Genomic DNA, 25,615 nt, shown 5'->3' on the forward strand with positions numbered 1-25,615 from the left:
GATCATGTTCGGCAGGCTCAAGGATTGGAGGCGCGTGGCAACGCGATATGACAGATGTCCGAAGATCTTCCTCTCGGCCATCGCCCTCGCAGCAACCGTCATCTATTGGTTATGAATCCTGACCCTAAACTTCGCTGAATCAGTTTGAACGACAGCCACAAATCAAAGTCGCCAGATTCATCGTAAAGTTTGATCAGGTCATCGGCGAATTCGGTATATATTTTAGCGGTCATTTTTTACTTTCCTATTTTATGCCCACAATCTAGCGGGTCGGGGTGTAAGACGGTTAAGGCGAGTTTACGGTTTCCGACTTACGCGCTAAGAGACTGTTTCTATGTGTTAAATTGATGTTTGTAAGTAGTAAGTTATGTAAGGTATTAGGTTTGAGTCCTCATTTTCACCTTGAGTTGAGCCTTATTCGCCACTTCTCCCCTTACGCTCCTTACAATTTTTATTATTAAAAATCAGAAAGTTAATGGGATCTTGTGCGCCTTACGCACCTTGCAGGCCGAAGCTGCGCAGATTGGCTATCATCCAACCCTCAACGCGCGCATCATGCGTTCCATTCATTCGTCCTTTTGGCAGGTATTCAAGGTCGCCTTTGTCAACCAAAAGCTTGAGGCAGTCGCGAATGATCTGGGACGGCTGCTTGTGTCCATCCCTTCGGAATGGCTTTGTGTTTCCCAACTTATTATTTAAATAGGCAAACGTGATAATCATTTTTTGATGTAAGTCATGGTCAACGCGATAACCATGTGGAAATTTAGTTGCATCGCGTTCGGTCACATATTCGGTGCAGGCTTTTATTACACGCGACAATCTAACGTCTTCGGTCACTTCGCCAACCTCACCGCTTGAGATTTCACGCAGAAGTTGATTTGTGCTGTAGCGTTCCGCGTTAATAGCCCAGTTCATTTGGTCGGCGGTGATCGTGGGACTGTAGTGATTGACACCGGATGCCACTAGCGCGGCAAGCTTCATTGCTTTCAGGTGGCTTCGATTCCAAAGTTCAGATTCTATAATGTTAGCAGAGTTATTGATAAGCCAAGTCGTTTCGCGATCAAAATCTTTATGTAAAGCAGCAGCTTCTATTTCGAATGAAGTATTTAAGACTTGCAGCGGTGACGACATAGACATGACCCACGACAGAACACCGGCTAGATGCTCGACCAAAGCGGCATCGGGCGTCGCGCTTGAGCATGTGTCATTCATTTCGGGGCGTTCGGCCTTGCTGATTACGACACTGCATCGCGGACCGAGCCCTTTTCGAATGCTGTCTCCGTCAAGTAGGGCATCAACAAGCCCGAAGGTTCCTTCGGTCAAAAGTGTAAAGTTGGGGGAATGAATGTGGGCAACGCTTCCTGCTAAATCGGCTTTCCGATACCCGGTAAAAGTCTGACCAAAGCCCGACTTGTGGTAAAGGTCCAGAAGGCTGCGCAACAGCTCTTTATCGTTTTGCGATGCTTTCGGGCTTGTCAGGCCCCGAAGCAAATACTCACCTTCACCCTGCATCGAAATCGTCGCGGGATTTCCTTTCAACTGTTGCAACAGTGCTTGCGACGATGCGTAACGGCCTGTCAGTAGATCGCGGGCAATCGGGACGCTTTTCGCTATGGCTTCGATCAGTCGCGCGATGCCGCTAGCCATACCTTCTTTGCCGCGCCCCGTTCCGGCAATCATCAGCAGATAAAGGTTCAGGCCGCTACCCGACACATTTATGTTCCTGCCTACAATCCCGGCCCATAGCGCCAGCGCAGCAACGACAGCCATTAACCAGTTCTGGCGCGGGGCTTGAGCATGGATAAACAGCGCAATAGCATAAACGACGCTATTTTTTGGTAGGTCTTCTAGCGGGTGGCGATCATCTATCGGCATGAGTTTGGGCCTATTGTGGGTAGCGTGTGGGTAAACAATTAGGCAACGAGATATTGCCTATTATATTTAATGATTTAGGGATAATTTTATGCAGCCCGCACGGCTGCCATTATGCGCAAAGCTTGCGGGCTTCGGTCAGTTCAACGACCAAAATGCGAAGTTCGCCTTCGGTCTTTCCAGCAAGACGATACGCGCACCATTTATTAACTTCGGCTGCGCCCCATGCCGACGACTTTTCGCCAAGCTTGATTGGGCGCGGGAACAAGCCTTTCGCCATTGCCTCATATAGCGTCGGGCGGGCCATGCCAGTTACCGCGCAAACGTCGGGGGTGCGAAGCAAGGCGTTCGGCACAAGGGCCGCAGGCGTGAAAGCCCGGTCGGGGCTACCGTAGTCAGCGGCAGTCGTTGCAGCCGTCGTGTTCAGCAAGTGGTTCATGGTGCTATCCTCACAGGTCCGGGCGTGTCTGCCGGGTATGAGAGGGAAGCTATCGCCCTTCAAAAGCGCCGTATAAGGCGCAACTCAAACGAAGTTCACGGCTCTAGTTGGTATTGCAGCGGGCACGTTTTGCCGCCGAATGGGCGGGTTGATACCAGTTTGCTTCGATTTCAAAGGTGGCAAGCGCGTGTTGCACTGCCCGCCCGAACGGGGTGGAAGGGTCGCCGGAGTAGGGACTTTTGCCGATACCAATGTTGCGCCCGGTGTTGGCAAACAGCCGCGCTATGCCGTCGGCTATGATCCGTGCCCGCTCCTTTCGACCCTTCGTTCCCGGATACGCCTTCGGGTCAGTGAAGTGCTCGGCAACTGCCGCTTCGCGCAACATATCGTCGTGAATTTCGGTCAGATGCGGAAAGGCGGCTTTGAACTTGGCCGCTGCATCGCGAAGGGCTTTCGCCTCTTTCCGCGCATCGCCGCTTTCGGAACGTTCTGCGGCCCATAGAGCAAAGGCGAACATCTTGCCGAAAGCGGCTTCCACTTCGGGCACTTTGCAGCCCACGAACGCGGCGACCGAAGCAATCCGAACATCGCCTGCATGTGGGTTGAAGGGTAGGTTTACCATCATGCTACCCCTGCGCGCAGGGGAACAACCTTCGATGCTTCGGCTTCTTCGCCAAGGCAGAACGCGGCAAACTGTTCCATCATGGCCCGCCGTTCTTCAACCAGATCAGTTCTGCGATACCGTTGTTCGACTTCGTTACCCACATTATGCGCCAAGGCCAGTTCGGATTGAATGTTGTCAAACCCGCGCTTTGTCGCCCAGTCTTTGAAGGTGCTGCGAAGCCCGTGCGGCACGGCGGGGCGCGGCTGCGGTTCTTCGGCAGGGTCGTCTGGCGTCGTCAAAACATTCGGGTCAACCCATCCCCTGCCGCCCTTCTTCGCCTTTGCTTCGTGCATCCGCTTCATAACGGCGGAAATAGTCATGTCAGACATTTCGCCGCCACGGGGGGCCGGGAAGACGAGCGCCTTCGGGTTCCTATGGTCGGCTTCGAAGTTCGGAAGCGCCTTCAAGACGGCAATTGCGGCGTCGGATAGGGGCACCGAATGCGGCTTTTTCATCTTCATTCGGGCTGCGGGGATCGTCCAAACTTTCGCCGCGAAATCGACCTCACCGAAAACCATCCCGCGCACTTCGCCGGAACGGCTGGCGCACAACACCGCATAGGCCAGTGCCTGCCCCGCCGTACCTTCCCGTGACCGCAGTTCGGCAAACCATGTGGGCAAGTCGGCTTGCTGTATAGCGGGATGGTTTTTCGCTTCGGCCCGCTTTTGGTTCTTGATCCAGATTTGCAGAACCTTCACCGAAGCCGGGTTGTCGGTTTCGCGGCAACCTTCGTCAATCGCCCATGCAAACACGCTTTCCACACGTTGCCGAACGCGGCGGGCGGTATCGGTCTTTGTTGCCCAAATTGGCTTTAAAACGCCCTTCACGTCGTCAATCGTGATCGTGGCAACATCCTTTGTGCCCATCTTCGGAATAACGTGAAGATCAAGGCTGGCGCGCCACTGCTTGCGGTGCTTGTCGCTTGAAAGCGTCTTTTGGATGTACGGGCTTTTCATGTATTCATCCAAAGCGTCGGCGAAGGTGACAACCGTTGGTGCGTCGGGCGCAACCTTGGCCGCTTTACGCTCTGCTATTGGGTCACGGCCCGCTTCAACAAGCTGGCGAAGTTCCCCGGCTCTTAAGCGGGCGTCCTTGAGTGTCAGGCCGATCATGGGCGGCTTGTCGGCATCATCCTTCGCGCGGGCCTTGGCGAACGGCCCTAGGCCCATGCTGCGGGTCTTGCCATGCAAGGTGAACCGATATTCCCAAGACCGTGAGACGGTGCCCTTCCAATCAGTTACCTGCATGAACAGCCCGCCGCCATCTGATAGCCGCGCCCGCGTTTTCTGTGCGTCAATTTCTTTCGAAGTCAGGCGATAAATCCGGCCCATGATGCAATTCCCTACCCACGCTCTACCCACAATACTTGACAGAACTAGGCAGGCGTGGCAAGGCGGTAGCAGACAGGCTGTCAGCTTAAGTCTATGCAAATCATGGCTATTTTGGACGGCCACAGACGGTAGCAGACCTATCAATGGAAGCCCTACGGGCTGCCACTTCTCCCTGAAAATCATTAAAGTCCCATGATCCCTTGGTCGAACGCGACGATGGATCTAGATATGGTTTGCATCTTGGCGAACCCGCTATCGGCCAAGGTCGAACGGTCCGCCTTTCTTGTATAGACCGTAACTTGTGTCGTATCGGCATGGCCCAATACGCCGCAATGTCGCAACCATTGGCCCCGGCCTTCCGCAGCCAATGCAGCGATCCGGGCATCTTTGCCTCGGCGCAGCGGTCGCGGAACCAGTTCCCCGATGTCTCGGGCTTGTATCCGATGGGGTGGGCGTTTTGGGTGATGAACAGCAGGCGGTCGGTCGGCATGTTCGCCAGCTCCACCGCCGGATCGGACAGGATCGGCAGCGACCGAGGTTTCGTCCGCTTTTGGGCGATGCGCCCGACGCCCGCTTTCCGCGAAACGTGCTGCCCGCCCACGCGGCACGGATCTTGCCGTGAGATGCCGGTGGGCAGCCCCAGCAGCAGGGCCAACGGGGCTATCGCCTTCATGCCTTTGGCGTGATTCAGGCCCCTCACGGTGAACTGACCGATGAGCAAATTTGTTCTGTCTGACCGAAGCGCAGACGGCGTGCCGTCGCTTCTCCTCTCCCAAAGCCTATGGCCGCCCGCGTGTCGAGGATCATGATCGATGTCAGGGACCGGAGGCGCACTGCGCGGCTATCAGCCTGCGTGAAAGAAAGGGGGGCGCGGTTGCCAGATCGATCGAACAAAAGGGTTCTAGGGACAATGAAAGCCATCGGTGGGCGGTTTCGGCCAGGAACGGGGCACCAGATTGCGCCCCGTCACCGATGCAAAAGGCAGACCTATCCGCGCCCGCTTGGGGGATTGGTCCACCCGACCAACCCCTTATCCCAGCCCTTTTGCCCGGCTTGGCGCAGAATGCCCGACGTTTGTCGTTCAGGGGAGGGCCTTCGGAACGATGCCAGCTGACAAGCAGCACAGGACACAAGAGAAAAGCCCGCAGTCGGAGTGGAGGTTCGAACTGCGGGCCCTGATTTATTTATGACAGGGCATCGGGACGATTACCCTTCGTCAAAGAATTCCACCTCACCCGTCTGCAGATGATAATATGCGCCGACAACCCTTATGGTGCCGTTTTTCAGCGGTCCCAGAAGAAGCGGGTCGCTTTCCTCTCGCAGGGTCCGGACCGTGCGCCGGATATTCTGTTTCACGGCATTCTCAAGCTCATCCCCCTCTTGTCCGCGGGCTTCCAGCACTGCCGGAATGATAGGCTCGATCATATTGTCGATCTGCCCTGGAAAACGGGCGTTGTCTTTCACAACGGCCAGCGCCGCCTTGACGGCACCGCAGCTTTCGTGACCCATGATGACGACAAGCGGAACGCCCAGCTCGGCGACGGCGTATTCGATGGAGCCCATCGCAACGGTGTCCACCGTATTGCCCGCGTTCCGAACGATGAACAGCTCTCCCAGCCCTCTGCCAAAAAGCAACTCGGGCGGCACGCGGCTGTCAGAACATGAAACATAGGCACAGAACGGCGCCTGGCCTTGTGCAAGCTCCAGCCGGCGGGCCTCGCTTCGGTCGGGCAGCGTGATCTCGTCGCGCAGGAAGGCGGCGTTGCCATCCTTCAGCAATTGAAGGGCCTCGTCAGGGCTGAGCGCGGATTTTCCGTCCTTGACCGGCGCGGCGGGCAGTCTGCTTGAAGTTGTCTGAGCGGTTGTCTTCAACGGAAGAAGTGCCACGGCCGAGGTTGCGGTTGCACCCATGAACAAACGTCGGGATAATTTTGTCATCTTTCGTATCTCCGTTGGACGGCAGAAGCGCGCCGCCGCATTTGCAAAACCGAGCCTGAACGGAGAGTTGGAACAGAACCCCAAACAGCACCGAGCAAGCTCGATGCGGTCCGACATGAAAAAGGCAAGCCTTGATCAGAGGGGCCCGGTCCGCAGGCTGCATGTGGGTCGCAAAGGGGAAAACGTCAAGGGTCAGGCGATTTCGGCACCGCGGCGCCATCCTGCGTCACCATATCCTTGGAAGATGGCCGCCCTGTTTCTTGACGCCCTGCTGATCTCTGTCCCGCGGCCTTGTCCGGCGCATGACATCGGATGGTCTTGCGACGAAGGCGGGGCAGGGTGCAAAGCGGGGCCTTGTGACGGCGCGCGTGGGGGTGCCGCAGAGCCTGCAAAGCCCCAGGGGCGGGACGCCTGCGCAGACGCACTGTCGCAAACCATTCTGCCCATGACGCAACAAGACCGCTGTGGCAGGCCGTTTCGTGATCAGATCGCGCGAAACGCGCAGCTGAAAGGGCAGTCTGATGATCGCGGTCTTGTCGAGTGTCTGGACGCTGCTTCTGGGGATCGTGCTGATCATGCTGGGAAACGGCATGCATTTCACCCTGATCGGCCTGCGGGGCGGCATCGAGGGGTTTTCTGCGGTCGAGCTGTCCATTGTCACCTCGGGCTATTTCATGGGCTTCTTGTCGGGTGCGCGCGTCACGCCTGTCATGATCCGTCGCGTCGGCCATGTGCGCGTCTTCGCGGCGCTTGGCAGCCTGATGTCGGCAGCGCTGATCGCCTTCCCGCTGCTGACCGAGCCCTGGGCCTGGACCCTGTTGCGCCTGCTGGTCGGGTTTTGCATGTCGGGCGTCTATGTCGCCGCCGAAAGCTGGCTGAACGCAGCCTCGACCAACCAGACGCGGGGAAAGGTTCTGTCGGCCTATATGATCGCGCAGACGCTTGGCATCATCGGGGCGCAGGGGCTGCTGACCCTGGGGGATGCGGGAACGTCGGTGCTGTTCATCGGCGCCTCGATTCTGGTGTCCGTCTCGTTCGCGCCGATCCTTCTGTCTGTGACACCGGCCCCCGCAACCGATGTCGCGAGGCCCATGTCGCTGCGCGCGCTGTTCAAAGCCTCGCCGCTTGGCACTGTGGGGATATTCCTGCTGGGCAGCGTCTATGCGACCCAATCCGGCATGGCCGCAGTCTTCGGCACGAAAATAGGCATGACCGCCAGCCAGATCGCGCTGTTCGTCGCCTTGTTGTTCGCGGGTGCGCTGGTCCTGCAATATCCCATCGGTTGGCTGTCGGACCGGATGGACAGACGCAGACTGATCTTCAGCGCGGCCGTTCTGGGAACGGCCTGCTGCGCGGCGGGCTGGTTCACCGCAGGTGCCCTGGGGCCGATGCTGGCGGCAGCCTTCTTTGCCGGAGGCGTCACCACGCCGCTTTATGCGCTGTTTCTGGCCTATACCAATGACTCTTTGCCGTCCGAGGAGATGGCCGCAGCCTCAGGCGGGCTGGTCTTTACCTTTGGACTGGGCGCGATTGCAGGGCCGATGGTGACAGGCTGGGCCATGCAAGGCTTTGGGCCGTTCGCCTTCTGGCTGGTTCTGGGGGCGACTTTTGCCGCGATCGCCGTCTATGCGCTGTACCGCATGACGCAGACCACGACCCTGCCTGCCGATCAGACCGACAGCTATCTGGGTATCTTGCCGACCACCTCGCCTGTGGCAGTCGAAGCTGCCGGGATTTGGGCCGCCGAACAGGCTGTCATGGAACGGGACGACGGTCCGTCCGTGTGATTGTTCATTCTGGCTGACCAAAGCGCAGATGGCGCGCCTTTGATTCTTCTTCTGCAAGCGCCATGGCGGCCCGCGTCTTGGCGATCCGAGAGTATTCGGCCGGATCATCTTGACCAATCGCAATGTTCTGCAGGGGTGCGATGCGCCCACGGAGTTTGGACCGGCCAGAACCCTCCACAGTCGCTGGAACGGGTCCGGTGATCCCGGCGTCGTCGCCCGGATCATGGTGGGCCTGAAAGCCCGGCCCCCCTGTCGCCACGCCCGACGGCAGGGGGGGGGGGCGGAGACTCCCCGCTCCGCGATCGCCTTGGCCGCCACGGTCCAGCTGTGATCAGGACCGAGGCTTGATCATAAGAACCTTAGACCAGATGTCGTCCGTGCTGGGCATGCCGCGAGGCCAGCTTGCGGGCCATCTTTCCGGATGTCAGAAGACGAGCGCTTTCCGGTGAATAGTCCCTGTCCCGCAATTCTGGGAAGATCTCGTAGATTTCTTCCAGAGCCGCAGGACCGACCGACTTGATGGCCTCGGGTCCGGTAAACAGCGACTCCGTCTCTGCACCATTTGCGAAAACGATCTCGTGCTTGTCGAACAGGATGTGAAAATACTCCACCCCCTCTGCCTTGTCGCAGTAATCGATGCCTTCAAGGCGAAGAAGCTGCTTGGCGGCAACGAGAACCTCCATGGCATCAAACATCTTCAAGGCGATCTTCGACCTGACCAGCACGCGGTGCTGGGGCGAGACGACCAGATCGGTCGAGGGCGTGCAGCTGCCGAGTGCGCCCGCCCTGATCCTGATCGGACGCAGATTATCGCGCTGTTCGATTTCGGCCGCGGATATCGCACGAGAGCCGATCCATCGGATTGCCTGCAATCCGTGGTCCTTTGTGTCAATCAGATCGCCTGGCTGAAGCTGTTCGATGGCGCGCAGGCCCAAGGCCGTGCTGATCAGCGTTCCACGACTGAAACAGATCGGAGCGGGGGGCACAGCCTGAAAGTCATAACCGACGGCCTTGATGTCATAGGTGACCGTTTCATCGCCCAGAACGGGCGGGATATTGTCAGGGTAAAAGAAATATCGCTGATCGTTGACGTCGGTGGCCAGAATCACGTTGCGCGGGGTGCCAAGCGTGCCGGTGACAGTCCCGCTTCCAACCACCGTGAAAGGGCCGAGTTCTGTCGGATTGCCATCGACTTCACCGGTGGCGGTGTACGTAACGGTGTTGACCCTGACAAAGGTTTCGCCAACCCTGAGTCTTTCATCAACCCTGATCTGGCCGTCGTCACCGGCAGTGTTCCGGATCGAATAGGACCGGGTCTGAGTGGAGACGGGAAGGGCGGGAATTGGTCCGGATGTTTGCACGGGACCAAGGTCCGAGACCGAAAGCGGCCTGGGCCCGACGCCCAACGCGACGTCAACAGAAACCGTAGTGAAGGCGACCTGTGGGTCTAGGACTAGCGCCATATCGCACACTCCATGAGGTGAAAAATCATCACCAGGCACCGGTGTTACCGGGACAGGGTGGCTTTCCCGATAATCGGGGCCGAGCAGCAGGTTCATGTCCCGGCTGACGCATCCATTGCGGATGCAGACCGCCGGGCGGTGGTTTCAGGGCGTGCGTCGACAGTTTTTAAACTGAACTGACCGTTAAGCGTTATCAGCGAGGGTAATTGAAGAGCAAGGATCAATTTAGGGTTGTTGCATCGGCATGCGCTGGCTTGCTCAAAAGGCGGGACATCAGGCATGCTGGCGGACTGGGATGGACGGGATGACGCCGTTCGCGCTGCAGCGGCCACCGGCACGCTTGCGCTTGTCCAAGACCCTCGCTGATCGACCAATGTTCTGGTTGGTCTGTATCTGATGGGCCTGCCTTAGCAAAGATCAAGACCCGTTCACAGGAACATTGCGCCGGGCGTCAGCCTTCCATGAGGTCTTCGGAGGAGGAGACAGAGAATCATGGGAGATGACAATGAAACGTTCAATCACATGGCTGACGGGTTGCGCCGTCTTCGCCTTTGCCGGGATCGCGCAGGCTGACTGCGCCGAAGATCTGGCACGCCTGACCGGGGATGCCGGAATGGCAACCGAGGCCAGCACCACCGCCGCGCCCGAGGCGGGGACGACCGAAGGCATCGCAAAGGACGGATCACTGGCCCCGCTGGAGACACCGGACGCAGACCCGGCGGCGACCGCAGCTGCTGCCGGTGAAGCATCTGCAGAGGGCACTGCTGAAAGCACAAATGGTTCAGCGGCAGCCGCTGCGGACGGCGACATCGCCAAGGACGGCTCGTTAGCGCCGCTTGAACAGACGGACGCAGAGCCGGGAACCGAGGTGGCCATGTCGGGACAGGACGTCCAGGCGCAGCAAGAAGGCGAGCCGACCGCTTCCGAGCGGGCCGAAGCCGCCACCCCGGAGGGCGATCGCGACGGTCTTGTCGAGGAGGCTCGGACCGCGCTGGCTGCGGGCGACGAGGAGGCCTGCCTTGCCGCGATCGAGAAGATTGAAGCACAGTGAAGGTTGAAGCACTGTGAAGATCACACGCGCCCTGCAAGGGGCGCGTGTCACAGGCCGTCCAAAGGGGGTTGCCGGTCGAAGTTGCCAGGAAATCCGGCCGCCCGGTACTGGTTCAGAGGCCAAAACCCAAGCTCTTGACATCCATGAAGCGCGGGGCAGGGCTGTTTTCAGGGCAACGCCTTGGTCCTGTTTGATGATATCGGGTGCCGCTTCGTTCCCCGGCCCCTGATGAGGGTTGCGCCCGCCGTCCGATTTAGGCGGGCTTTTTCACATGACCGGTGCCGGTCCCGGCGCATTCTTCATGTGCCCCATGTTTCCCGCCAGATCAGCCTGTTCGGGCGATGCGACAGGGGCCAAGGCCAAAGGCCGAGGCAGTGGGGCCACGGACGCCCGCCAAAGCGCGTCACGCGGGCCATGGCGCCGAACGCGAACTTGCAACGCGGCGGGCGGTGGGCCACATAAGCGGCAGCAACCAACAAGGGCTTTCCGCCATGCGCATTCCCGTTCGCAAGCAGATCATGTGGTGGGGCATCGCGGCCTTTGTGCTGGCGCTGACGCTGTGGCTGCTGGGGCAGGCGGTGCTGCCGTTCATTCTGGGCGCGGGCATCGCCTATCTGCTGGACCCGGTGGCCGACCGGCTGGAACGGGCGGGCCTGTCGCGGACGCTGGCGGTGGTGGGGATCACCGCAGCGGTGATTCTGGCCTTTGTGACCGTGATGCTGCTGGTCGTGCCGATCCTGCTGCGTCAGGCGACTGCGCTGATCCAGACCGCACCGGAAATGCTGGAACAGGCGCGCGGCTTTCTGGATGCGCGCTTTCCCGACCTGATCCCGCAGGGCGCCGGGTTGCAGCAGACGCTGACCGACCTGCAGGCCGCTATCGGCGAACAGGCAGGTTCGCTGGCCTCGACGGTGCTGGGGTCGGTGACCGGGGCGCTTGGCAGCATCGCGCTGTTGGTCATCGTGCCGGTGGTGGCGTTCTATCTGCTGCTGGACTGGGACCACATGGTCGAGGCGGTCGACCGCTATCTGCCGCGCGAACATGCGCCCACGATCCGCCAGCTGGCATCCGAGATCGACGACGCCCTGTCGGGATTTCTTCGCGGGCAGGCGGTGGTGATCGCGATTCTGGGGACGTGGTATGCCTTTGGTCTGATGCTGGTGGGTCTGCCCTTTGGCTTTTTCATCGGCATCATGGCGGCAGTGCTGTCCTTTATCCCCTATGTCGGCGTGCTGATCGGCGGAGCCACGGCCGTCGGCGTGGCACTGTTCAGCTTTTGGGGCGATCCGGTCTGGATCGGCGCGGTCATGGCGATTTTTGCCATCGGCCAGATCGTCGAGGGGAATTATCTGCAGCCCAAGATCGTCGGCGGCCATGTCGGCCTGCATCCGGTCTGGCTGTTGCTGGCGCTGTCGGTCTTTGGCGCGCTGTTCGGCTTTGTCGGGCTGGTTCTGGCCGTGCCGATGGCGGCAGCGCTTGGGGTGCTGGCGCGGTTTCTGATCGCGCGATACCGCGAAAGCTCGCTATTCACCGGGCAGTTGGCACCGGACGAGCCGTCCCAGCCCATTCTGGTCGAGATGGTGCCCACCGGCACCGTCGCGGATCGTCTGCGGGCCGCCCGGCTGGCCGCCGACCGGGCGCGCAGCCAGCAGCAGATCACCGCGATGCAGGAAGACCTGTCGCGTCGCGATGCGGATAAATAAGGGGGCGCGCGCGTGACCCGCTTTCCCCTGTCCCGGCAGCTGACGCTGGATCTGACCACGCCGCCCGCCCATGCGCGGGCCGATTTCCTGCCTGCGCCCGCCAATCACGCCGCCCTGCAGGCGCTGGAACGTCCGCAGGACTGGCCGCAGGGGCGCATGCTGCTGATCGGGCCGGAAGGGTCGGGCAAAACGCATCTGGCGGCCTTCTGGGCGGCCGAGAACGGCGCACGCCGCATCTCGGCCAGCGCGCTGCGCCCCGACGGCGCCGATCTGCTGGCCGCCGAGGGCGGTGCGGTGGTGGTCGAGGATGCCGATCACGCGGGCTTTGCGGCGGGGTCCGAACAGGCGCTGTTCCACCTGTGGAACCTGTGCGGGCCGCGCGAATGCCTGTTGCTGCTGACCGCCCGGACGCCGCCGCGCGATTGGGGGCTGGTGCTGCCCGATCTGCGCTCGCGGATGGATGCGATGCCGCAGGTCCGCCTTGGCTCCCCGGACGAGGCGCTGCTGGCCGCCGTGCTGGTCAAGCTGTTCTCGGATCGTCAGCTGGCCGTGCCTGCGGGGCTGATCGACTGGCTGGTGCTGCATATGGATCGCGATCTGGGTCTGGCGCGGCGTCTGGTCGCCGCGATGGACCATGCCGCGATGGCCGCCCAAGGCCCCGTCACCCGCCGCATCGCCGCCGACCTGCTGGACAAGCTGACCGAGGCTGACGCATGATTTGCGCGTTCCCTGACCCCGGATGCCCATGACCCAGGCCGATTTCCTGCGCACGCCCTTTCCCGAACCCAAGGATCTGCCCGGCGGCACGCCCGAAGGCCCGGCCCGGTTCTTCAATCGCGAACTCAGCTGGTTGTCCTTCAACTGGCGGGTCTTGGACGAGGCGCGCAACCCCCGCGTGCCGCTGTTGGAGCGGCTGCGTTTCGTGTCGATCAGCGCGACGAACTTGGACGAATTCTACAGCGTCCGCGTGGCGGGCCTGCGCGAATTGCTGCGCGAGGGCAGCACGACCCCTTCGGATGACGGGCTGACGCCTGCCGAACAGCTGTCGCTGATCAATGCCGATGCGCGCCGCCTGATGGGTGCGCAGCAAGGGGTGTGGAACGCGCTGCGCCGCGACATGGAACAGGCGGGCATCGTCATTCTGTCCCGCCAGCGCCTGACCCGCGCGGAAGAGGAATTTCTGAACGATTATTTTCAGAACCGGGTCTTTCCGGTCCTGTCGCCCTTGGCCATCGATCCGGCGCATCCCTTCCCCTTCATCCCCAATCTGGGCTTTTCGCTGGCGCTGGAACTGGCGCGCGAAACCGATGGGCGCCAGATGCAGGCGCTGCTGCCGATCCCGGCGCAGCTGCCGCGTTTCGTGCCTCTGCCCGGCGCGCAGCGCTTTTTGCGGCTGGAGGATCTGCTGCTGATGCATCTGTCCAGCCTGTTCCCGGGCTATCGCGATGTCGGTCATTGCAGCTTTCGGGTGCTGCGCGACAGCGATCTGGAGGTCGAGGAAGAGGCCGAGGATCTGGTCCGCGAATTCGAGACCGCCCTGAAACGCCGCCGTCGCGGCAGCGTCATCCGGCTGAAGATCACCGCAGGCGCCCCCGACCGCCTGCGCCGCCTGATCATGGAAGAGCTGGAGGTCAGCCCCGACGAGGTGATCGAGGTCGAGGGTCTGCTGGGCATGGCCGATCTGGCCGAACTGGTTCTGGACAGCCGCCGCGATCTGTTATGGCCCGCCTTCGTGCCGCGTGTGCCCGAACGCATTCAGGACCATGACGGGGACATGTTCTCTGCCATCCGGCAAAAGGACATGCTGCTGCATCACCCCTATGAGACCTTCGACATGGTCGTGCGCTATCTGGCGCAGGCGGCGCGCGATCCCGACGTGCTGGCGATCAAGCAGACGCTTTACCGAACCAGCCGCGACAGCCCCATCGTGGACGCGCTGTGCGAGGCCGCCGAGGCGGGCAAGTCGGTCACCGCGCTGGTCGAACTGAAGGCCCGCTTTGACGAGGCCGCCAATATCCGCCAGTCGCGCCGTCTGGAACGGGCGGGCGCCCATGTCGTCTATGGCTTCGTGAACTACAAGACCCATGCCAAGATCAGCACCATCGTGCGCCGCGAGGGCGAGGGGCTGGTCACCTATACCCATTACGGCACCGGCAATTACCACCCGATCACCGCGCGCATCTATACCGACCTGTCGCTGTTCACCTGCAACCCGGCGCTTGGCCGCGATGCGACCAAGGTGTTCAACTATCTCTCGGGTTATGTGCAGCCTGCGGGTCTGGAAAACCTGTCGATCTCTCCCATCGATCTCAAGGCGCGGTTGCTGGATCTGATCGGACGAGAGGCGGAATATGCCCGGCAGGGCCGTCCCGGCGCGATCTGGGCCAAGATGAATTCGCTGATCGAAAAGGACGTGATCGAGGCCTTGTATGCGGCCAGCGCCGCAGGCGTCCGCATCAGCCTGATCATTCGGGGCATCTGCGGAATCCGACCCGGCATCAAGGGCTTGTCGGAAAATATTCGCGTCAAGTCGATCGTCGGACGCTATCTGGAACACAGCCGGATCGTCTGTTTCGGATCGGGCCACGGCCTGCCCTCGGCCAAGGCGCGGGTGTTCATCAGTTCCGCAGACTGGATGGACCGCAACCTGAACCGGCGCGTCGAAACGCTGGTCGAATGCGTCAATGACACGGTCAAGGCGCAGATCGTCAATCAGGTCATGGCCGCGAATATGGCCGACGAGGCGCAAAGCTGGCTGTTGCAGCCGGACGGGCGCTTTTTGCGTTATCTTCCCGAAGGACGGGACGATCTGTTTAATTGCCATCGCTTTTTCATGGAAAATCCCTCTTTGTCGGGGCGGGGGACGGCGGGCGCGCGCGATGTGCCGGCGCTGACCCATTCGGCGGATTGACGATTGGTCCCCAAGGGGGCCATCAACGCAACGACTTAAGGCAAGGGACAGCAAGATGAACGGGGTGCGAACCACCAGCGGCAAGATGATTGATCCCTTTGGGCCCAAATTCCGCAAACTGCCCAAACGGGCCCTGAAGCGGCTTGGCGTCGTGGATGTGGGGTCGAACTCGATCCGTCTGGTCGTCTTTGACGGGGCGGCCCGCTCGCCTGCCTATTTCTACAATGAAAAGGTCATGGCGGGGCTGGGGCAGGACATGGCCCGCACCGGCAGGCTGAACCCCAAGGGGATCGATCGCGGCTTTTCCGCGCTGGCCCGCTTTGCAGCCTTGGCCCGCGCAATGAAGATCGAGCCGCTGACCTGCGTGGCCACCGCCGCCGTACGAGAGGCCGAGGATGGACCCGATTTCCAGCGCCGGGTCGAAAAGGAAACCGGCCTGAAACTGCATGTCATCGACGGCGAGGAAGAGGCGCGGCTGTCCGCCCAGGGGGTGCTGCTGGGCTGGCCCGATGCGCGCGGGCTGGTCTGCGACATCGGCGGCAACTCGATGGAGCTGGCCGAGGTGGCCGATGGCAAGGTCGGTCGGCGCGTGACCTCTCAGCTGGGGCCGTTCCGGTTGCAGCAGATCGCGCCAGATCAGCTGGCCGATCACATCGCGGGCGTGCTGCGGGGGTTGGCCGAACAGATCGGCACGGATCACGACCGCATCTATCTGGTCGGCGGATCATGGCGCGCCATTGCCCGGCTGGACATGGAGCGCAGCCAGTATCCGATGACGGTGCTGCATGAATATCGCATGACCCCGCAGGCGGTCAGCGACACGGTGGACTGGATCGGCCAGCACGACCTGAACGCCCTGCGCGCATCGGTCGGCATTTCTGCCTCGCGGATCGAGCTGGTGCCGCTGGCCTCGCAGGTGCTGTCGCAGATGATCGAGGTGTTCGCCCCCAAGGAACTGGCGGTGTCCAGCTATGGCATCCGCGAGGGCCTTTTGTATGAACATATGTCCACGACCCTGCGCCGGCGCGATCCGCTGATCGAGGCGGCGCGGTTTACCGAAAAGCAGATGGCCCGCCTGCCGGGTTTTGGCAAAAAGCTGTATCAGTTCCTGCTGCCGCTGTTTCCCGATCTGCCACCGGAACGAGACCGGCTGATGCGCGCCGCCTGTTTGCTGCATGACACCGCATGGCGGGCGCATCCCGATTACCGGGCCGAGGCCTGTTTCGACAATGTCACCCGCGCGAACATGGCGGCGCTGAGCCATCCCGAACGCATCTATCTAGGGCTGGCGCTGCTGCACCGCTATCGCAACAGCCGCGCGCAGTCGCAGATGGAGCCGCTGTTCAAGCTGCTGGACGACGCGCAGATCCTCGAGGCCGAGGTGCTGGGCAAGGCGATGCGGTTCGGGGCAATGTTCGCGACCGACGACCCCTCGGATGCGGCCAGCCTGCGGTTGGTCGACGACAAGACGCTGGAGCTGCGCCTGACCCCCACCGGCCGTCAGCTGATGGGCGAGGTCGCGCTGTCGCGGTTCCAGTCGCTGTGCAAATCGATGGGGGTCGAAGGCACGCTGCGCTAGCCCTCCATCCCGGCCATCACGACGAAGGGCGCCCGATCGGGCGCCCTTTTTCATGCCGGGGCCGCAGTCCATCAAGGGTCGGGGGCCTGATCATCATAACCGCGACCACAGAAAAAGGGCGCCCGGTGGGGCGCCCTTTTCCGTATCGAACCTGCAAGGGGCAGGGGGATGATTACATCATTCCGCCCATGCCGCCCATGTCGGGCATGCCGCCGCCGCCGCCTTGGCCTTTCGGCTCGGGCTTGTCGGCGATCATGGCTTCGGTGGTGATCAGCAGGCCTGCGACCGAGGCTGCATCCTCCAGCGCGGTGCGGACGACCTTTGCGGGGTCGATCACGCCGAACTTGAACATGTCGCCATATTCTTCGGTCTGAGCGTTGAAGCCGAAGGTCTTGTCGGTCGATTCGCGGACCTTGCCAGCCACGACAGCGCCGTCGACGCCTGCGTTCTCGGCAATCTGACGCATCGGTGCTTCCAAAGCGCGGCGCACGATGGCGATGCCTGCGTTCTGGTCGCTGTTCTCGCCGGTCAGACCTTCCAGAACCTTGCCGCCCTGAACCAGAGCCACGCCGCCGCCGACGACAACGCCTTCCTGGACAGCTGCACGGGTTGCGTTCAGCGCGTCATCGACGCGGTCCTTACGCTCTTTGACTTCGATTTCGCTCATGCCGCCGACGCGGATGACCGCAACGCCGCCAGCCAGCTTGGCCACACGTTCCTGCAGCTTTTCCTTGTCATAGTCCGAGGTGGTTTCCTCGATCTGCTGACGGATCTGGCTGACACGGGCTTCGATCTCGGACTTGTCACCGGCGCCATCGACGATGGTGGTGTTGTCCTTGTTGATCGTGATCTTTTTCGCACGGCCCAGCATGTCGATGCCGACATTTTCCAGCTTCATGCCCAGATCTTCGCTGATGACCTGACCACCGGTCAGGATCGCGATGTCCTGCAGCATCGCCTTGCGACGATCGCCAAAGCCCGGTGCCTTGACGGCAGCGATCTTGAGGCCGCCGCGCAGCTTGTTGACGACCAGCGTGGCCAGAGCCTCGCCTTCGACATCTTCCGAAATGATGACCAGCGGCTTGCCCGACTGGATCACGGCTTCCAGCAGCGGCACCATCGGCTGCAGCGAGGACAGTTTTTTCTCGTGCAGCAGGATATAGGCGTCTTCCATATCCGCGATCATCTTGTCGGGATTGGTGACGAAATAGGGCGACAGATAGCCGCGGTCGAACTGCATGCCTTCGACGACTTCGACCTCGGTCTCCATCCCCTTGTTCTCTTCGACGGTGATGACACCCTCGTTGCCGACCTTCTGCATCGCATCAGCGATGAAGCGGCCGATCAGAGCCTCGCCATTGGCCGAGATCGTGCCGACCTGCGCAACTTCGTCGCTGTCGATGACGGGACGCGACGCGGCCTTGATGGCCTCGACGACTTTCAGCGTGGCCAGATCGATGCCGCGCTTCAGATCCATCGGGTTCATGCCGGCAGCAACGGCCTTCATGCCCTCTTTGACGATGGCCTGAGCCAGCACGGTGGCGGTGGTGGTGCCGTCGCCCGCTTCGTCATTGGTGCGCGAAGCGACTTCGCGGACCATCTGGGCGCCCATGTTTTCGAACTTGTCGGACAGCTCGATTTCCTTGGCAACCGTCACACCGTCTTTGGTGATGCGCGGCGCGCCAAAGGATTTGTCGATGACCACGTTGCGGCCCTTGGGACCAAGCGTGACCTTGACGGCATCGGCCAGAATGTTGACGCCTTTCAGCATGCGATCGCGAGCGTCGGTGCTGAACTTGACTTCTTTGGCAGCCATTATGAATCTCCTAAATTCTGGGGGGAAGGATGGAACAGTCCGGGGATCAGTTGATCACGCCCAGGATGTCGCTTTCCTTCATGATCAGCAGCTCTTCGCCGTCGATCGTGACTTCGGTGCCCGACCATTTGCCGAACAGGACGCGGTCGCCTGCCTTGACGGACGGGGCGATCAGTTCGCCCGAATCCTTGCGAGCGCCTTCGCCGGTCGAGATGATCTCGCCTTCGGCGGGCTTTTCCTTGGCGTTGTCCGGGATGATCAGACCGCCTTTGGTCTTTTCTTCGCCTTGGACGCGGCGGACCAGCACGCGGTCATGCAGGGGTGTGAAAGCCATGATAGAACACTCCGATATTTCAGGTTGCAGTGTTTCGTTGTTGGCACTCACCGACTGCGAGTGCCAATGGCGGTGAGATAGGCAAATCCCGCGCCGATGTCAACAGCCCTGTCGGTGCCGGTGGGGTGGTTTCCACCGGCCCGGCATGGCACCCTGCAGGCCTTGTTGCCCCATAAGGATCTGATCCCTCATGCGAATGACCATTGCCGCCGCCCTGTTTCTGCTGGCGGGCCAGCCGGTCTGGGCAGCCTGTCAGGGCCGGAACCTGTTCGACACCATGCCCCCCGAACGTGCCGCCGCCATCGATGCCGCGACCGAAGGCGTGCCCTTTCGTCGGGGTCTGCTGTGGCAGGCGAACAAGGGCGATCAGCGCATCACGCTGGCCGGAACCTATCATTTCGCCGATCCGCGCCATCAGGCCACGCTGGACCGGCTGGCGCCGCTGATCGCCAAGGCTGATGCGCTGTATGTCGAGGCCGGGCCGGACGAAGAGGCGCGTCTGTCGCAAGCCCTGACCGCCGATCCGACGCTGATGGTCGATCCCGACGGCCCGACGCTGATCGAGCGCTTGCCGGATGACGAATGGCAGGCGCTGGCAGAGGCCATGTCGGATCGCGGCACGCCTGCGGTGATCGCGGCGCGGATGCGGCCATGGTATGTCGCGATGATGCTGGGCGTGTCGCCCTGCATGGCGCGCAGCATGGCCGAAACGGGCGAGGCCGGGGGGCTGGATCACCTGCTGGTGACCGAGGCCCGCGCCGCGGGCACGCCGGTCCGCGCGCTGGAACCCTGGGACACGATCTTTGGCCTGTTTCAGGGCCTGACCCCGCAAGAGGAACTGGACATGATTCGCGCCGGTCTGCCTGCGGCGGGCTATGCCGACGATTACGCGGTGACGCTGACCGACGCCTATTTCGACGGTGATGTCTGGAAGATCTGGGAATTCGGACGGTTCGACGCCTATGCCAATTCCGGCCTGACCAAGGCGCAGGTCGACCGGCAGATGCAGCTGGCCCAGACCCGGCTGATGGACGGTCGCAACCGTGACTGGATCGCGCCCCTGACCCAAGGGGCCGAGGCTGCGGCGCGCCGGGGCAAGGGCATCGTGGCGGGCTTTGGCGCCCTGCACCTGCCCGGAGAGGCGGGGGTGCTGGCCCTGCTGGAACAGCAGGGCTTCACGATCCGTCCGCTGGACTAGGGTCCGGACGGGCGCTTACTGCCCGTTCAGGACGCCCAAGGCATGGGCACGGCCCTGCTTTTGATAGGTGATGCGACTGTCGCCGATGGCGGTGATCGTGCCGCCATTGATCTTGTCGCCGATGCGCAGCGTCAGGACGCGCCCGTTCGACAACCGGACCAGCGCGCGGCTGGCCTGACCCGCCCCGATCGTGCCGATAATCTGGGTGCTGTTCAGCTGGATGCCCCCGGCGACGGTGGCCGAGGCGGCGGCATTGCCGATGGCATTGCGGGGCACGGCGGCGACCACCTCGGGTTCGGCATCGACCTCGGGCGGCTGATAGCGCTGGTTGCGGGCGGCGGCGGTGCGCGCCTCGGCCTCGGCCTGCGCACGGGCGCGGGCTTCGGCGGCGGCGCGGGCCTGCGCATCGGCGCGCGCATCGGCTGCGGCCTGCGACCGGGCGCGCGCCTCGGCCTGTGCCTGCAATTCGTCATCCTGACGCCGCTGCGCCGCCATGGCTGCCGCCTGCGCATCTGCGGCGGCCCTTGGGTCGGGCGCGGATGGCGCCAGCGCGGCGGCCATCGGCGCTGCGGTTGCCAGCATGGCGTTGGAAGCGGCGGAAACCGGTGCGGCGGCGGCCTGTGCGGCATTCCCGGCCCGGCGCCGAGGCGGAACCTGCGACGAGGTCAGCGCCGTCAGCGGCACCGCGCCTGGCGTGGCGGGGCTGGCACTGATGGCCGAGGCGATGGCCTGTTCGACCGCCGCCCCCGACACGGCACGCGCTGCCGGGGCGCTGCCCGGGCGCACCGCCGGACGGGCAGACCGCTGGATTGCCCCCGAAGCCGACGCCACCGGGGCGGGCGCGGAGGCTGCGGGCGCGGCTGCGGGCGGCGCCGAGATCACCTCGTTTGCGATACTGGCCCGCGCGGCGGGACGCGGACTGGATGGCGCAGTGCCCGCAGTAGCCTGCTGCGCGGCGCGCTGCGAAGGGGCGCCGACGGCCATCGGACGGCGGGTCGGGCGGGCATCGGCCAGTTGAAAGACCAGCCCGCGCTCTGCCTGCGACAAAGGCGCGTTTCCGGCCTGTGCGGTGCGCAGATCGCGCAGCTGGCGGGTGACCAGGGCACGCTCGACTGCGGTCAGACGGCGCGGCTGATCGGGTTCGGCGGCGCTGCCCTCTTCCAGGCTGGACAGGCTTTCGGGGCGCGATGGCGGGCGGGCCGCGTCGGGTGCCGGTGTCGTCTCCGCACGGGCAGGCGCCTCGGCGGGGGCGGCAGCCGGAGCCGCCGCTGCCGCAGGGGCCGTGCTGCTGGGGGCCGTGTTGGTGGGGGCCGTGCTGCCGGGGACAGGCCTGCTGGGGGCAGGCGGACGCTGCGCCGACGCCGCGCTGGTTGCCGGAGCGGCGGCCTGCGGGGCGCTTGCCGCCGGATCGCCTGCCGGGGCGGCGCTGGTTTGCGCCGCATTGGCCGGGGGCGTGCCCGTTGCGGGGGCTTGGGCCGTTGCCGGGGCCGCGCTGGCAGGCGCCGCCGCAGCGGGCCGGGACTGAGGCCGCGTGGCCCCCACCGGCGTGGCCGCAGGCTGGTTCTGAACTGCATAGGGCAGAGGGCTGTCGGGCACGTTGGGACGGCTGTCCGGCGCCGCAGGGGTCGCGGCGGCGGCAGGCGTCGCGCGCGGCGGCCGGGTCGAACCATCCACCCGTGCAGCAGGCGCTGCGGCGTTCTGCGTTGTCGAAGCCTGCGCAGGGGGCGTCGCTGCCGGTGCCGTGCCGGTCAGCAGACCCGATGCCGCCGTCGCGGCACCCTCGGCACCCTGGGGTGCCGCAGCGGCGCCTGTCGGTGCCAAAGCCTCGGCCAGCGCGCGGTCCAGCGCGTCAGGCTGCCCGGCAGGCGGGGTCACGCCATCCGCCGCCGTGGCGGGCCGCGCAGGCGGTGCCACCCCGGTCACGCCGCCCGTGGACGGCACAGCAGCGCCCTCTGCCGCGATGCTGCCATCCGGTGCGGCATCGGTCGTCACGCCCTCCGCCGCCAAACCATCTGCCGCCAAACCGTCTGCTGGCAGGCCATTCGTCGTTGATCCATCACCAGCCAGCCCATCAACGGGCGCAACCGCGCCGGGCGCACCGTCGGCGATCAGGCTGTCGGTGGTCAGGCCGTCGGTGGTCAGGCTGTCAGTTGTCAGGCTGTCTGCGGGCGCGGTTTCCGGCATCGCCGGATCCGGCGCGGCGGCCGTGTCGGGCAGATCGATTGGTGCTGCCGCCGGGGGCGTGGTCTGGGGCAGGGCGGTCTCTGCCGGGGTCTCGGTGACCTGCACAGGGTCGGTCGCGGCCACAGGCGCGTCCGTTGCTGGCGCGTCAGCCACCGGAACCTCGTCCGAAGGCTGTCCCAGAAACAGCAGCGCCACCACCAGCAGCAAGGCCAGACCGCCCACCATCACCGGCAAGCGTCCCGGGTCCAGCCCGCGCAGCCGCGCGATGACGCCGCGTGCCGGATCCTCATCCACCCCGGGCGCCGCATCGCGTTCGGCCCGCGCGGCGGCGGCGCGGTGATGAACCGCCTCGGCGCGTGGCGACAGGCGCTGCGCGGTCAGCGGGCCCGCCTGCCCATGCCGGATCACGGCGGCGGCGCTGGCCGCCGTGGCTGCGTCGGTACTGGCCGGATCGGAACCCGCGGTGCTGTCGGGGGTCTCATCGGCAATAACCGCGTTGGCGTCGCTGCCCTGCATTGCGGCCTTCGTCCCGCCCATGACCGGCTCGGCGATCACGACATGGGGAACGATGCGCGACACGGGCGCCATGACCCCGGCACCCGGGGCAGGGGTCGCGCCATCACCCTCGATCACCGGGGCGGTGATGCGCGCCTGAAGAAGATCCGGCGCGCTGAAGGGCCTGCGGTCGAACTGTTCCTGCGCCAGCCGGGTCGGGCCGAAATCGGGCTGGCCGTCGAACCGCTCATCCCCCGGTCGCGCCTGAAAGCCCGACGGGCGGAACCCCTGCGCGCGGGCGAATTCCTCGGCCTCGTCCAGCGTGCGGCGGGCGACGGCGGCAACCCGCAGCGTCTCGATGTCGCCATTGGCGGCGGGGCACCAGTCAAAGGCCAGCTCATCGGCGCGATAGGGCGACGCGGCCTCCAGCGCCCGGGCGATGGTCGCGGCGGTGTCCGACCCAAAGGGCACGGTCAGCACCGTGTACAGGATCTGGTCGTCGGGGATCACCAGCACCGTGTCCAGTTCCCCGGCACGGCCCCCGGCCTCCTTGCGCAGGGCGTTCAGCTGGGATGCCAGATCGCCCCCGGCAAAGCGCGCCTGCCCAAGCGGCTGCCATTCAGGGCCGTCCCGGCATTCCAGTTTCACGGCCTCCTGGGTGAAGCTCATGGCGAATTCAGGGGACGCGGCATGCTGGTTCATGGATGTGTTCACTGCTCGGTTTGCATGGCGCGATGCGTGCGCGCGATGTCGTTGGCCTTGCCTTTCTCTCTACCGCAAATTGTGGAGTGTTGAAAGAAGAACTGCCACATCTGTGATCGCAATTGCGGCAAAAAGGGATGGGAAGTCCGATCTGCGCAAGGCATCAACGGTCCCAGCAGACCGCATGATCAGAAAGGATCCCCGATGCAGCCGATCTTCCGTGTCCCGCAGGCCCGTCGCCTGGCGCTTGGCGCCGCCCTGGCCGCGCTGACCGCCGTCCCGGCCTTTGCCGCACCCCTGGCCTGCGGCCCCGCCGGCCCCTCGCGCCTGACCGTCACCGGCGATGGGCAGTCGCGCACCGCCCCCGACATGGCCAGCGTCCAGCTGGGCGTGACCACTCAGGCCGACAGCGCGGCTGAGGCGATGTCGCTTAACAGCGACCAGCAGCGCGCCGTGATCGATGCCCTGACCGGTGCGGGCATCGACGAGGCCCAGATCCAGACCTTGGGGCTGAACCTGAACCCGCTGATGCAATATGGCGAAAATCAGGCCCCCACCGTGACCGGCTATCAGGCCACCAACATGGTGACGGTCCGCGTCGCCGATCTGGCCCGCTTGGGCGAGGTTCTGGACGCCATCGTCGGCGCCGGGGCCAATGAAATCAACGGCATCACCTTCACCCGCGAAGACGGCGCCTCGTCGCAGGACGATGCCCGTCGCGACGCGGTCACCGACGCGCGCCGCAAGGCCGAATTGCTGGCCGAGGCCGCAGGCGTCGATCTGGGCCCGATCCTGACGCTGCGCGACGTGCAGACCGGCGGCGGCGGCCCCCGCCCGATGATGCGGATGGAGGCCGCGATGGCCGACAGCGTCCCCGTCCAGCCCGGCGAGGTCGAGATGTCCGCCCAGGTCGAGATCGAGTTCGCCCTGACCGGCGACGGCGCCTGCGCCCCGATGCCCCCGCGCGGCCCGCATCACGGCGCCGGTCACGGCTCGGATCATGGCCCCGCAGGCGGCCCTGATGGCGCCCCTGTCCATCCGCCGATGCAGGGCGACGGCGCCCCTGCGCCCGACGAACCCATTGTGCCCGGCATCGTCGATCCGCTGCCCGAAGCCCCGGCCAACGAAGACCCGGCCAACGAAGCCCCGGCCAACTGACCCCTCTCGGGTGCGGGGCCAGACACGGCTCCGCACCTGTTCATCTTGGCAAAAATATCCCGGGGGAGTCCGCAGGACGGGGGCAGCGCCCCCCTCCCATGCGCCTCACCGGCCCTGACGCCGCGCCATGAATGCCAGCTTTTCGAACAAGGACACATCCTGTTCGTTCTTCAGCAGCGCCCCATGCAGGCGTGGCAGCATCGTCGCTGGATCGCGGGCCAGATCCTCGGGCGTCAGATCCTCGGCCAGAATCAGCTTCAGCCAATCCAGAAACTCGCTGGTCGAGGGTTTTTTCTTCAGACCCGGCACCGCGCGCAGCTCCATGAACTGCGTCAGCGCGGCATCCAGCAGCGCGGGCTTCAACCCCGGATGATGCACCGCGACGATGGCCCGCAGCGTCTCGGCATCGGGAAACCGGATATAATGGAAAAAGCAGCGACGCAGGAACGCATCCGGCAGCTCTTTTTCGTTGTTCGAGGTGATGATGACCACGGGCCGGTGCAGGGCGGCGACCGTCTCGCCGGTCTCGTAGACATGGAACTCCATCCGGTCCAGCTCCTGCAGCAGGTCGTTGGGGAATTCGATATCGGCCTTGTCCACCTCGTCGATCAGCAGGACAACCCGTTCGGGCGCCGCAAAGGCCTGCCACAGCTTGCCCCGGCGGATATAGTTGCCCACATCCTGCACCCGCGCATCGCCCAGCTGGCTGTCGCGCAACCGGCTGACCGCATCATATTCATACAGCCCCTGCTGCGCCCGCGTCGTGGATTTGACGTGCCATTCGATGATCGGCATGCCCAGACTGGCGGCCACCTGCCGTGCCAGCTCGGTCTTGCCGGTGCCGGGCTCGCCCTTGACCAGCAGCGGGCGCTGCAAGGTCACGGCGGCATTCACCGCCAGCGCCAGATCGGGGGGGGCGACATAGCGGTCGGTCCCGGTAAACTGCATCTGAACTCTCCTTCCGGCGGAATGACTTGGCGGCAACCGCCT

At 63.6% G+C, this 25,615-nt stretch carries 18 protein-coding genes and 1 pseudogene; 9 read left to right on the forward strand and 10 right to left on the reverse strand.

Annotated elements, in window-relative coordinates; genetic code table 11:
• Window positions 1-115: pseudogene (locus tag EG885_RS10610) on the forward strand (IS5/IS1182 family transposase); the annotation flags it as partial.
• A 377-nt stretch (window positions 116-492) separates the two neighbouring features.
• Here the strand turns inward: EG885_RS10610 and EG885_RS10615 are convergent.
• From EG885_RS10615 to EG885_RS10635, 5 genes are all read right to left on the reverse strand, one after another.
• On the reverse strand, window positions 493-1,875 hold the full coding sequence (locus tag EG885_RS10615; protein ID WP_131574456.1) for a hypothetical protein: 1,383 nt from the start codon (window positions 1,873-1,875) through the stop codon (window positions 493-495).
• A gap of 109 nt (window positions 1,876-1,984) precedes the next feature.
• Window positions 1,985-2,311 (reverse strand): helix-turn-helix transcriptional regulator, encoded by a 327-nt coding sequence (locus EG885_RS10620; RefSeq protein ID WP_131574457.1) that lies wholly within the window; start codon window positions 2,309-2,311, stop codon window positions 1,985-1,987.
• A gap of 103 nt (window positions 2,312-2,414) precedes the next feature.
• On the reverse strand, window positions 2,415-2,933 hold the full coding sequence (locus EG885_RS10625; protein WP_165571107.1) for a hypothetical protein: 519 nt from the start codon (window positions 2,931-2,933) through the stop codon (window positions 2,415-2,417).
• A complete protein-coding gene (locus EG885_RS10630) occupies window positions 2,933-4,306 on the reverse strand; it encodes a tyrosine-type recombinase/integrase (RefSeq protein WP_165571108.1) in 1,374 nt (457 codons plus the stop codon). Before EG885_RS10630 ends, EG885_RS10625 begins: the two co-directional genes overlap by 1 nt.
• Before the next feature lie 1,206 nt (window positions 4,307-5,512).
• A complete protein-coding gene (locus EG885_RS10635; protein WP_131574460.1) occupies window positions 5,513-6,244 on the reverse strand; it encodes a carbonic anhydrase in 732 nt (243 codons plus the stop codon).
• A 521-nt stretch (window positions 6,245-6,765) separates the two neighbouring features.
• Between EG885_RS10635 and EG885_RS10640 the strand changes: the two genes are divergently transcribed.
• The gene (locus tag EG885_RS10640) at window positions 6,766-8,031 is read left to right on the forward strand and encodes an MFS transporter (protein WP_131574461.1); all 1,266 of its coding nucleotides are present in this window, start codon (window positions 6,766-6,768) and stop codon (window positions 8,029-8,031) included.
• A gap of 359 nt (window positions 8,032-8,390) precedes the next feature.
• Here the strand turns inward: EG885_RS10640 and EG885_RS10645 are convergent, their stop codons facing one another.
• Window positions 8,391-9,590, reverse strand: coding sequence for a Hint domain-containing protein (locus EG885_RS10645; RefSeq protein ID WP_131574462.1), 1,200 nt, complete (start codon window positions 9,588-9,590; stop codon window positions 8,391-8,393).
• Between the two features lie 409 nt (window positions 9,591-9,999).
• Between EG885_RS10645 and EG885_RS10650 the strand changes: the two genes are divergently transcribed.
• From EG885_RS10650 to EG885_RS10670, 5 genes are all read left to right on the forward strand, one after another.
• A complete protein-coding gene (locus tag EG885_RS10650) occupies window positions 10,000-10,545 on the forward strand; it encodes a hypothetical protein (protein WP_131574463.1) in 546 nt (181 codons plus the stop codon).
• A 491-nt stretch (window positions 10,546-11,036) separates the two neighbouring features.
• Complete coding sequence (locus EG885_RS10655) at window positions 11,037-12,248, forward strand: AI-2E family transporter (RefSeq protein ID WP_131574464.1); 1,212 nt, start codon at window positions 11,037-11,039, stop codon at window positions 12,246-12,248.
• Between the two features lie 12 nt (window positions 12,249-12,260).
• A complete protein-coding gene (locus tag EG885_RS10660) occupies window positions 12,261-12,965 on the forward strand; it encodes a P-loop NTPase family protein (RefSeq protein ID WP_242679608.1) in 705 nt (234 codons plus the stop codon).
• 28 nt (window positions 12,966-12,993) lie between these two features.
• On the forward strand, window positions 12,994-15,159 hold the full coding sequence (locus EG885_RS10665; RefSeq protein ID WP_131574465.1) for an RNA degradosome polyphosphate kinase: 2,166 nt from the start codon (window positions 12,994-12,996) through the stop codon (window positions 15,157-15,159).
• A 55-nt stretch (window positions 15,160-15,214) separates the two neighbouring features.
• Complete coding sequence (locus EG885_RS10670; protein WP_131574466.1) at window positions 15,215-16,738, forward strand: Ppx/GppA family phosphatase; 1,524 nt, start codon at window positions 15,215-15,217, stop codon at window positions 16,736-16,738.
• Window positions 16,739-16,910: 172 nt separating this feature from the next.
• On the opposite strand, the gene groL is transcribed toward EG885_RS10670, so the two are convergent.
• Together groL and EG885_RS10680 are read right to left on the reverse strand one after the other, a co-directional pair.
• The gene (gene groL, locus EG885_RS10675) at window positions 16,911-18,554 is read right to left on the reverse strand and encodes a chaperonin GroEL (protein WP_131574467.1); all 1,644 of its coding nucleotides are present in this window, start codon (window positions 18,552-18,554) and stop codon (window positions 16,911-16,913) included.
• Between the two features lie 46 nt (window positions 18,555-18,600).
• Complete coding sequence (locus tag EG885_RS10680; RefSeq protein WP_131574468.1) at window positions 18,601-18,888, reverse strand: co-chaperone GroES; 288 nt, start codon at window positions 18,886-18,888, stop codon at window positions 18,601-18,603.
• Between the two features lie 190 nt (window positions 18,889-19,078).
• On the opposite strand from EG885_RS10680, the gene EG885_RS10685 reads away from it, so the two are divergent.
• Window positions 19,079-20,086 carry a TraB/GumN family protein gene (locus EG885_RS10685; RefSeq protein WP_131574469.1) on the forward strand — a complete coding sequence of 336 codons (1,008 nt, stop codon included), beginning with the start codon at window positions 19,079-19,081 and terminating at the stop codon, window positions 20,084-20,086.
• 15 nt (window positions 20,087-20,101) lie between these two features.
• Here the strand turns inward: EG885_RS10685 and EG885_RS10690 are convergent, their stop codons facing one another.
• On the reverse strand, window positions 20,102-23,434 hold the full coding sequence (locus EG885_RS10690) for a hypothetical protein (protein WP_131574470.1): 3,333 nt from the start codon (window positions 23,432-23,434) through the stop codon (window positions 20,102-20,104).
• Window positions 23,435-23,671: 237 nt separating this feature from the next.
• On the opposite strand from EG885_RS10690, the gene EG885_RS10695 reads away from it, so the two are divergent.
• Window positions 23,672-24,625: an SIMPL domain-containing protein gene (locus tag EG885_RS10695; protein ID WP_131574471.1), complete on the forward strand. Its 954-nt coding sequence runs from the start codon at window positions 23,672-23,674 to the stop codon at window positions 24,623-24,625.
• A gap of 105 nt (window positions 24,626-24,730) precedes the next feature.
• On the opposite strand, the gene EG885_RS10700 is transcribed toward EG885_RS10695, so the two are convergent.
• A complete protein-coding gene (locus EG885_RS10700) occupies window positions 24,731-25,573 on the reverse strand; it encodes an AAA family ATPase (protein WP_131574472.1) in 843 nt (280 codons plus the stop codon).
• Between the last annotated feature and the right edge of the window lie 42 nt (window positions 25,574-25,615).

This window comes from Paracoccus nototheniae, from assembly GCF_004335005.1.
GTDB classification, from domain to species: Bacteria; Pseudomonadota; Alphaproteobacteria; order Rhodobacterales; family Rhodobacteraceae; genus Paracoccus; species Paracoccus nototheniae.

Coding starts and splice junctions, on each gene's coding strand:
- groL (WP_131574467.1), bottom strand. CDS start 18,554: ATGGCTGCCAAAGAAGTCAAGTTCAGCACCGACGCTCGCGATCGCATG.
- EG885_RS10690 (WP_131574470.1), bottom strand. CDS start 23,434: ATGAGCTTCACCCAGGAGGCCGTGAAACTGGAATGCCGGGACGGCCCT.
- EG885_RS10680 (WP_131574468.1), bottom strand. CDS start 18,888: ATGGCTTTCACACCCCTGCATGACCGCGTGCTGGTCCGCCGCGTCCAA.
- EG885_RS10695 (WP_131574471.1), top strand. CDS start 23,672: ATGCAGCCGATCTTCCGTGTCCCGCAGGCCCGTCGCCTGGCGCTTGGC.
- EG885_RS10655 (WP_131574464.1), top strand. CDS start 11,037: ATGCGCATTCCCGTTCGCAAGCAGATCATGTGGTGGGGCATCGCGGCC.
- EG885_RS10640 (WP_131574461.1), top strand. CDS start 6,766: ATGATCGCGGTCTTGTCGAGTGTCTGGACGCTGCTTCTGGGGATCGTG.
- EG885_RS10620 (WP_131574457.1), bottom strand. CDS start 2,311: ATGAACCACTTGCTGAACACGACGGCTGCAACGACTGCCGCTGACTAC.
- EG885_RS10700 (WP_131574472.1), bottom strand. CDS start 25,573: ATGCAGTTTACCGGGACCGACCGCTATGTCGCCCCCCCCGATCTGGCG.
- EG885_RS10625 (WP_165571107.1), bottom strand. CDS start 2,933: ATGGTAAACCTACCCTTCAACCCACATGCAGGCGATGTTCGGATTGCT.
- EG885_RS10650 (WP_131574463.1), top strand. CDS start 10,000: ATGAAACGTTCAATCACATGGCTGACGGGTTGCGCCGTCTTCGCCTTT.
- EG885_RS10645 (WP_131574462.1), bottom strand. CDS start 9,590: ATGAACCTGCTGCTCGGCCCCGATTATCGGGAAAGCCACCCTGTCCCG.
- EG885_RS10685 (WP_131574469.1), top strand. CDS start 19,079: ATGCGAATGACCATTGCCGCCGCCCTGTTTCTGCTGGCGGGCCAGCCG.
- EG885_RS10635 (WP_131574460.1), bottom strand. CDS start 6,244: ATGACAAAATTATCCCGACGTTTGTTCATGGGTGCAACCGCAACCTCG.
- EG885_RS10665 (WP_131574465.1), top strand. CDS start 12,994: ATGACCCAGGCCGATTTCCTGCGCACGCCCTTTCCCGAACCCAAGGAT.
- EG885_RS10630 (WP_165571108.1), bottom strand. CDS start 4,306: ATGGGCCGGATTTATCGCCTGACTTCGAAAGAAATTGACGCACAGAAA.
- EG885_RS10670 (WP_131574466.1), top strand. CDS start 15,215: ATGAACGGGGTGCGAACCACCAGCGGCAAGATGATTGATCCCTTTGGG.
- EG885_RS10615 (WP_131574456.1), bottom strand. CDS start 1,875: ATGCCGATAGATGATCGCCACCCGCTAGAAGACCTACCAAAAAATAGC.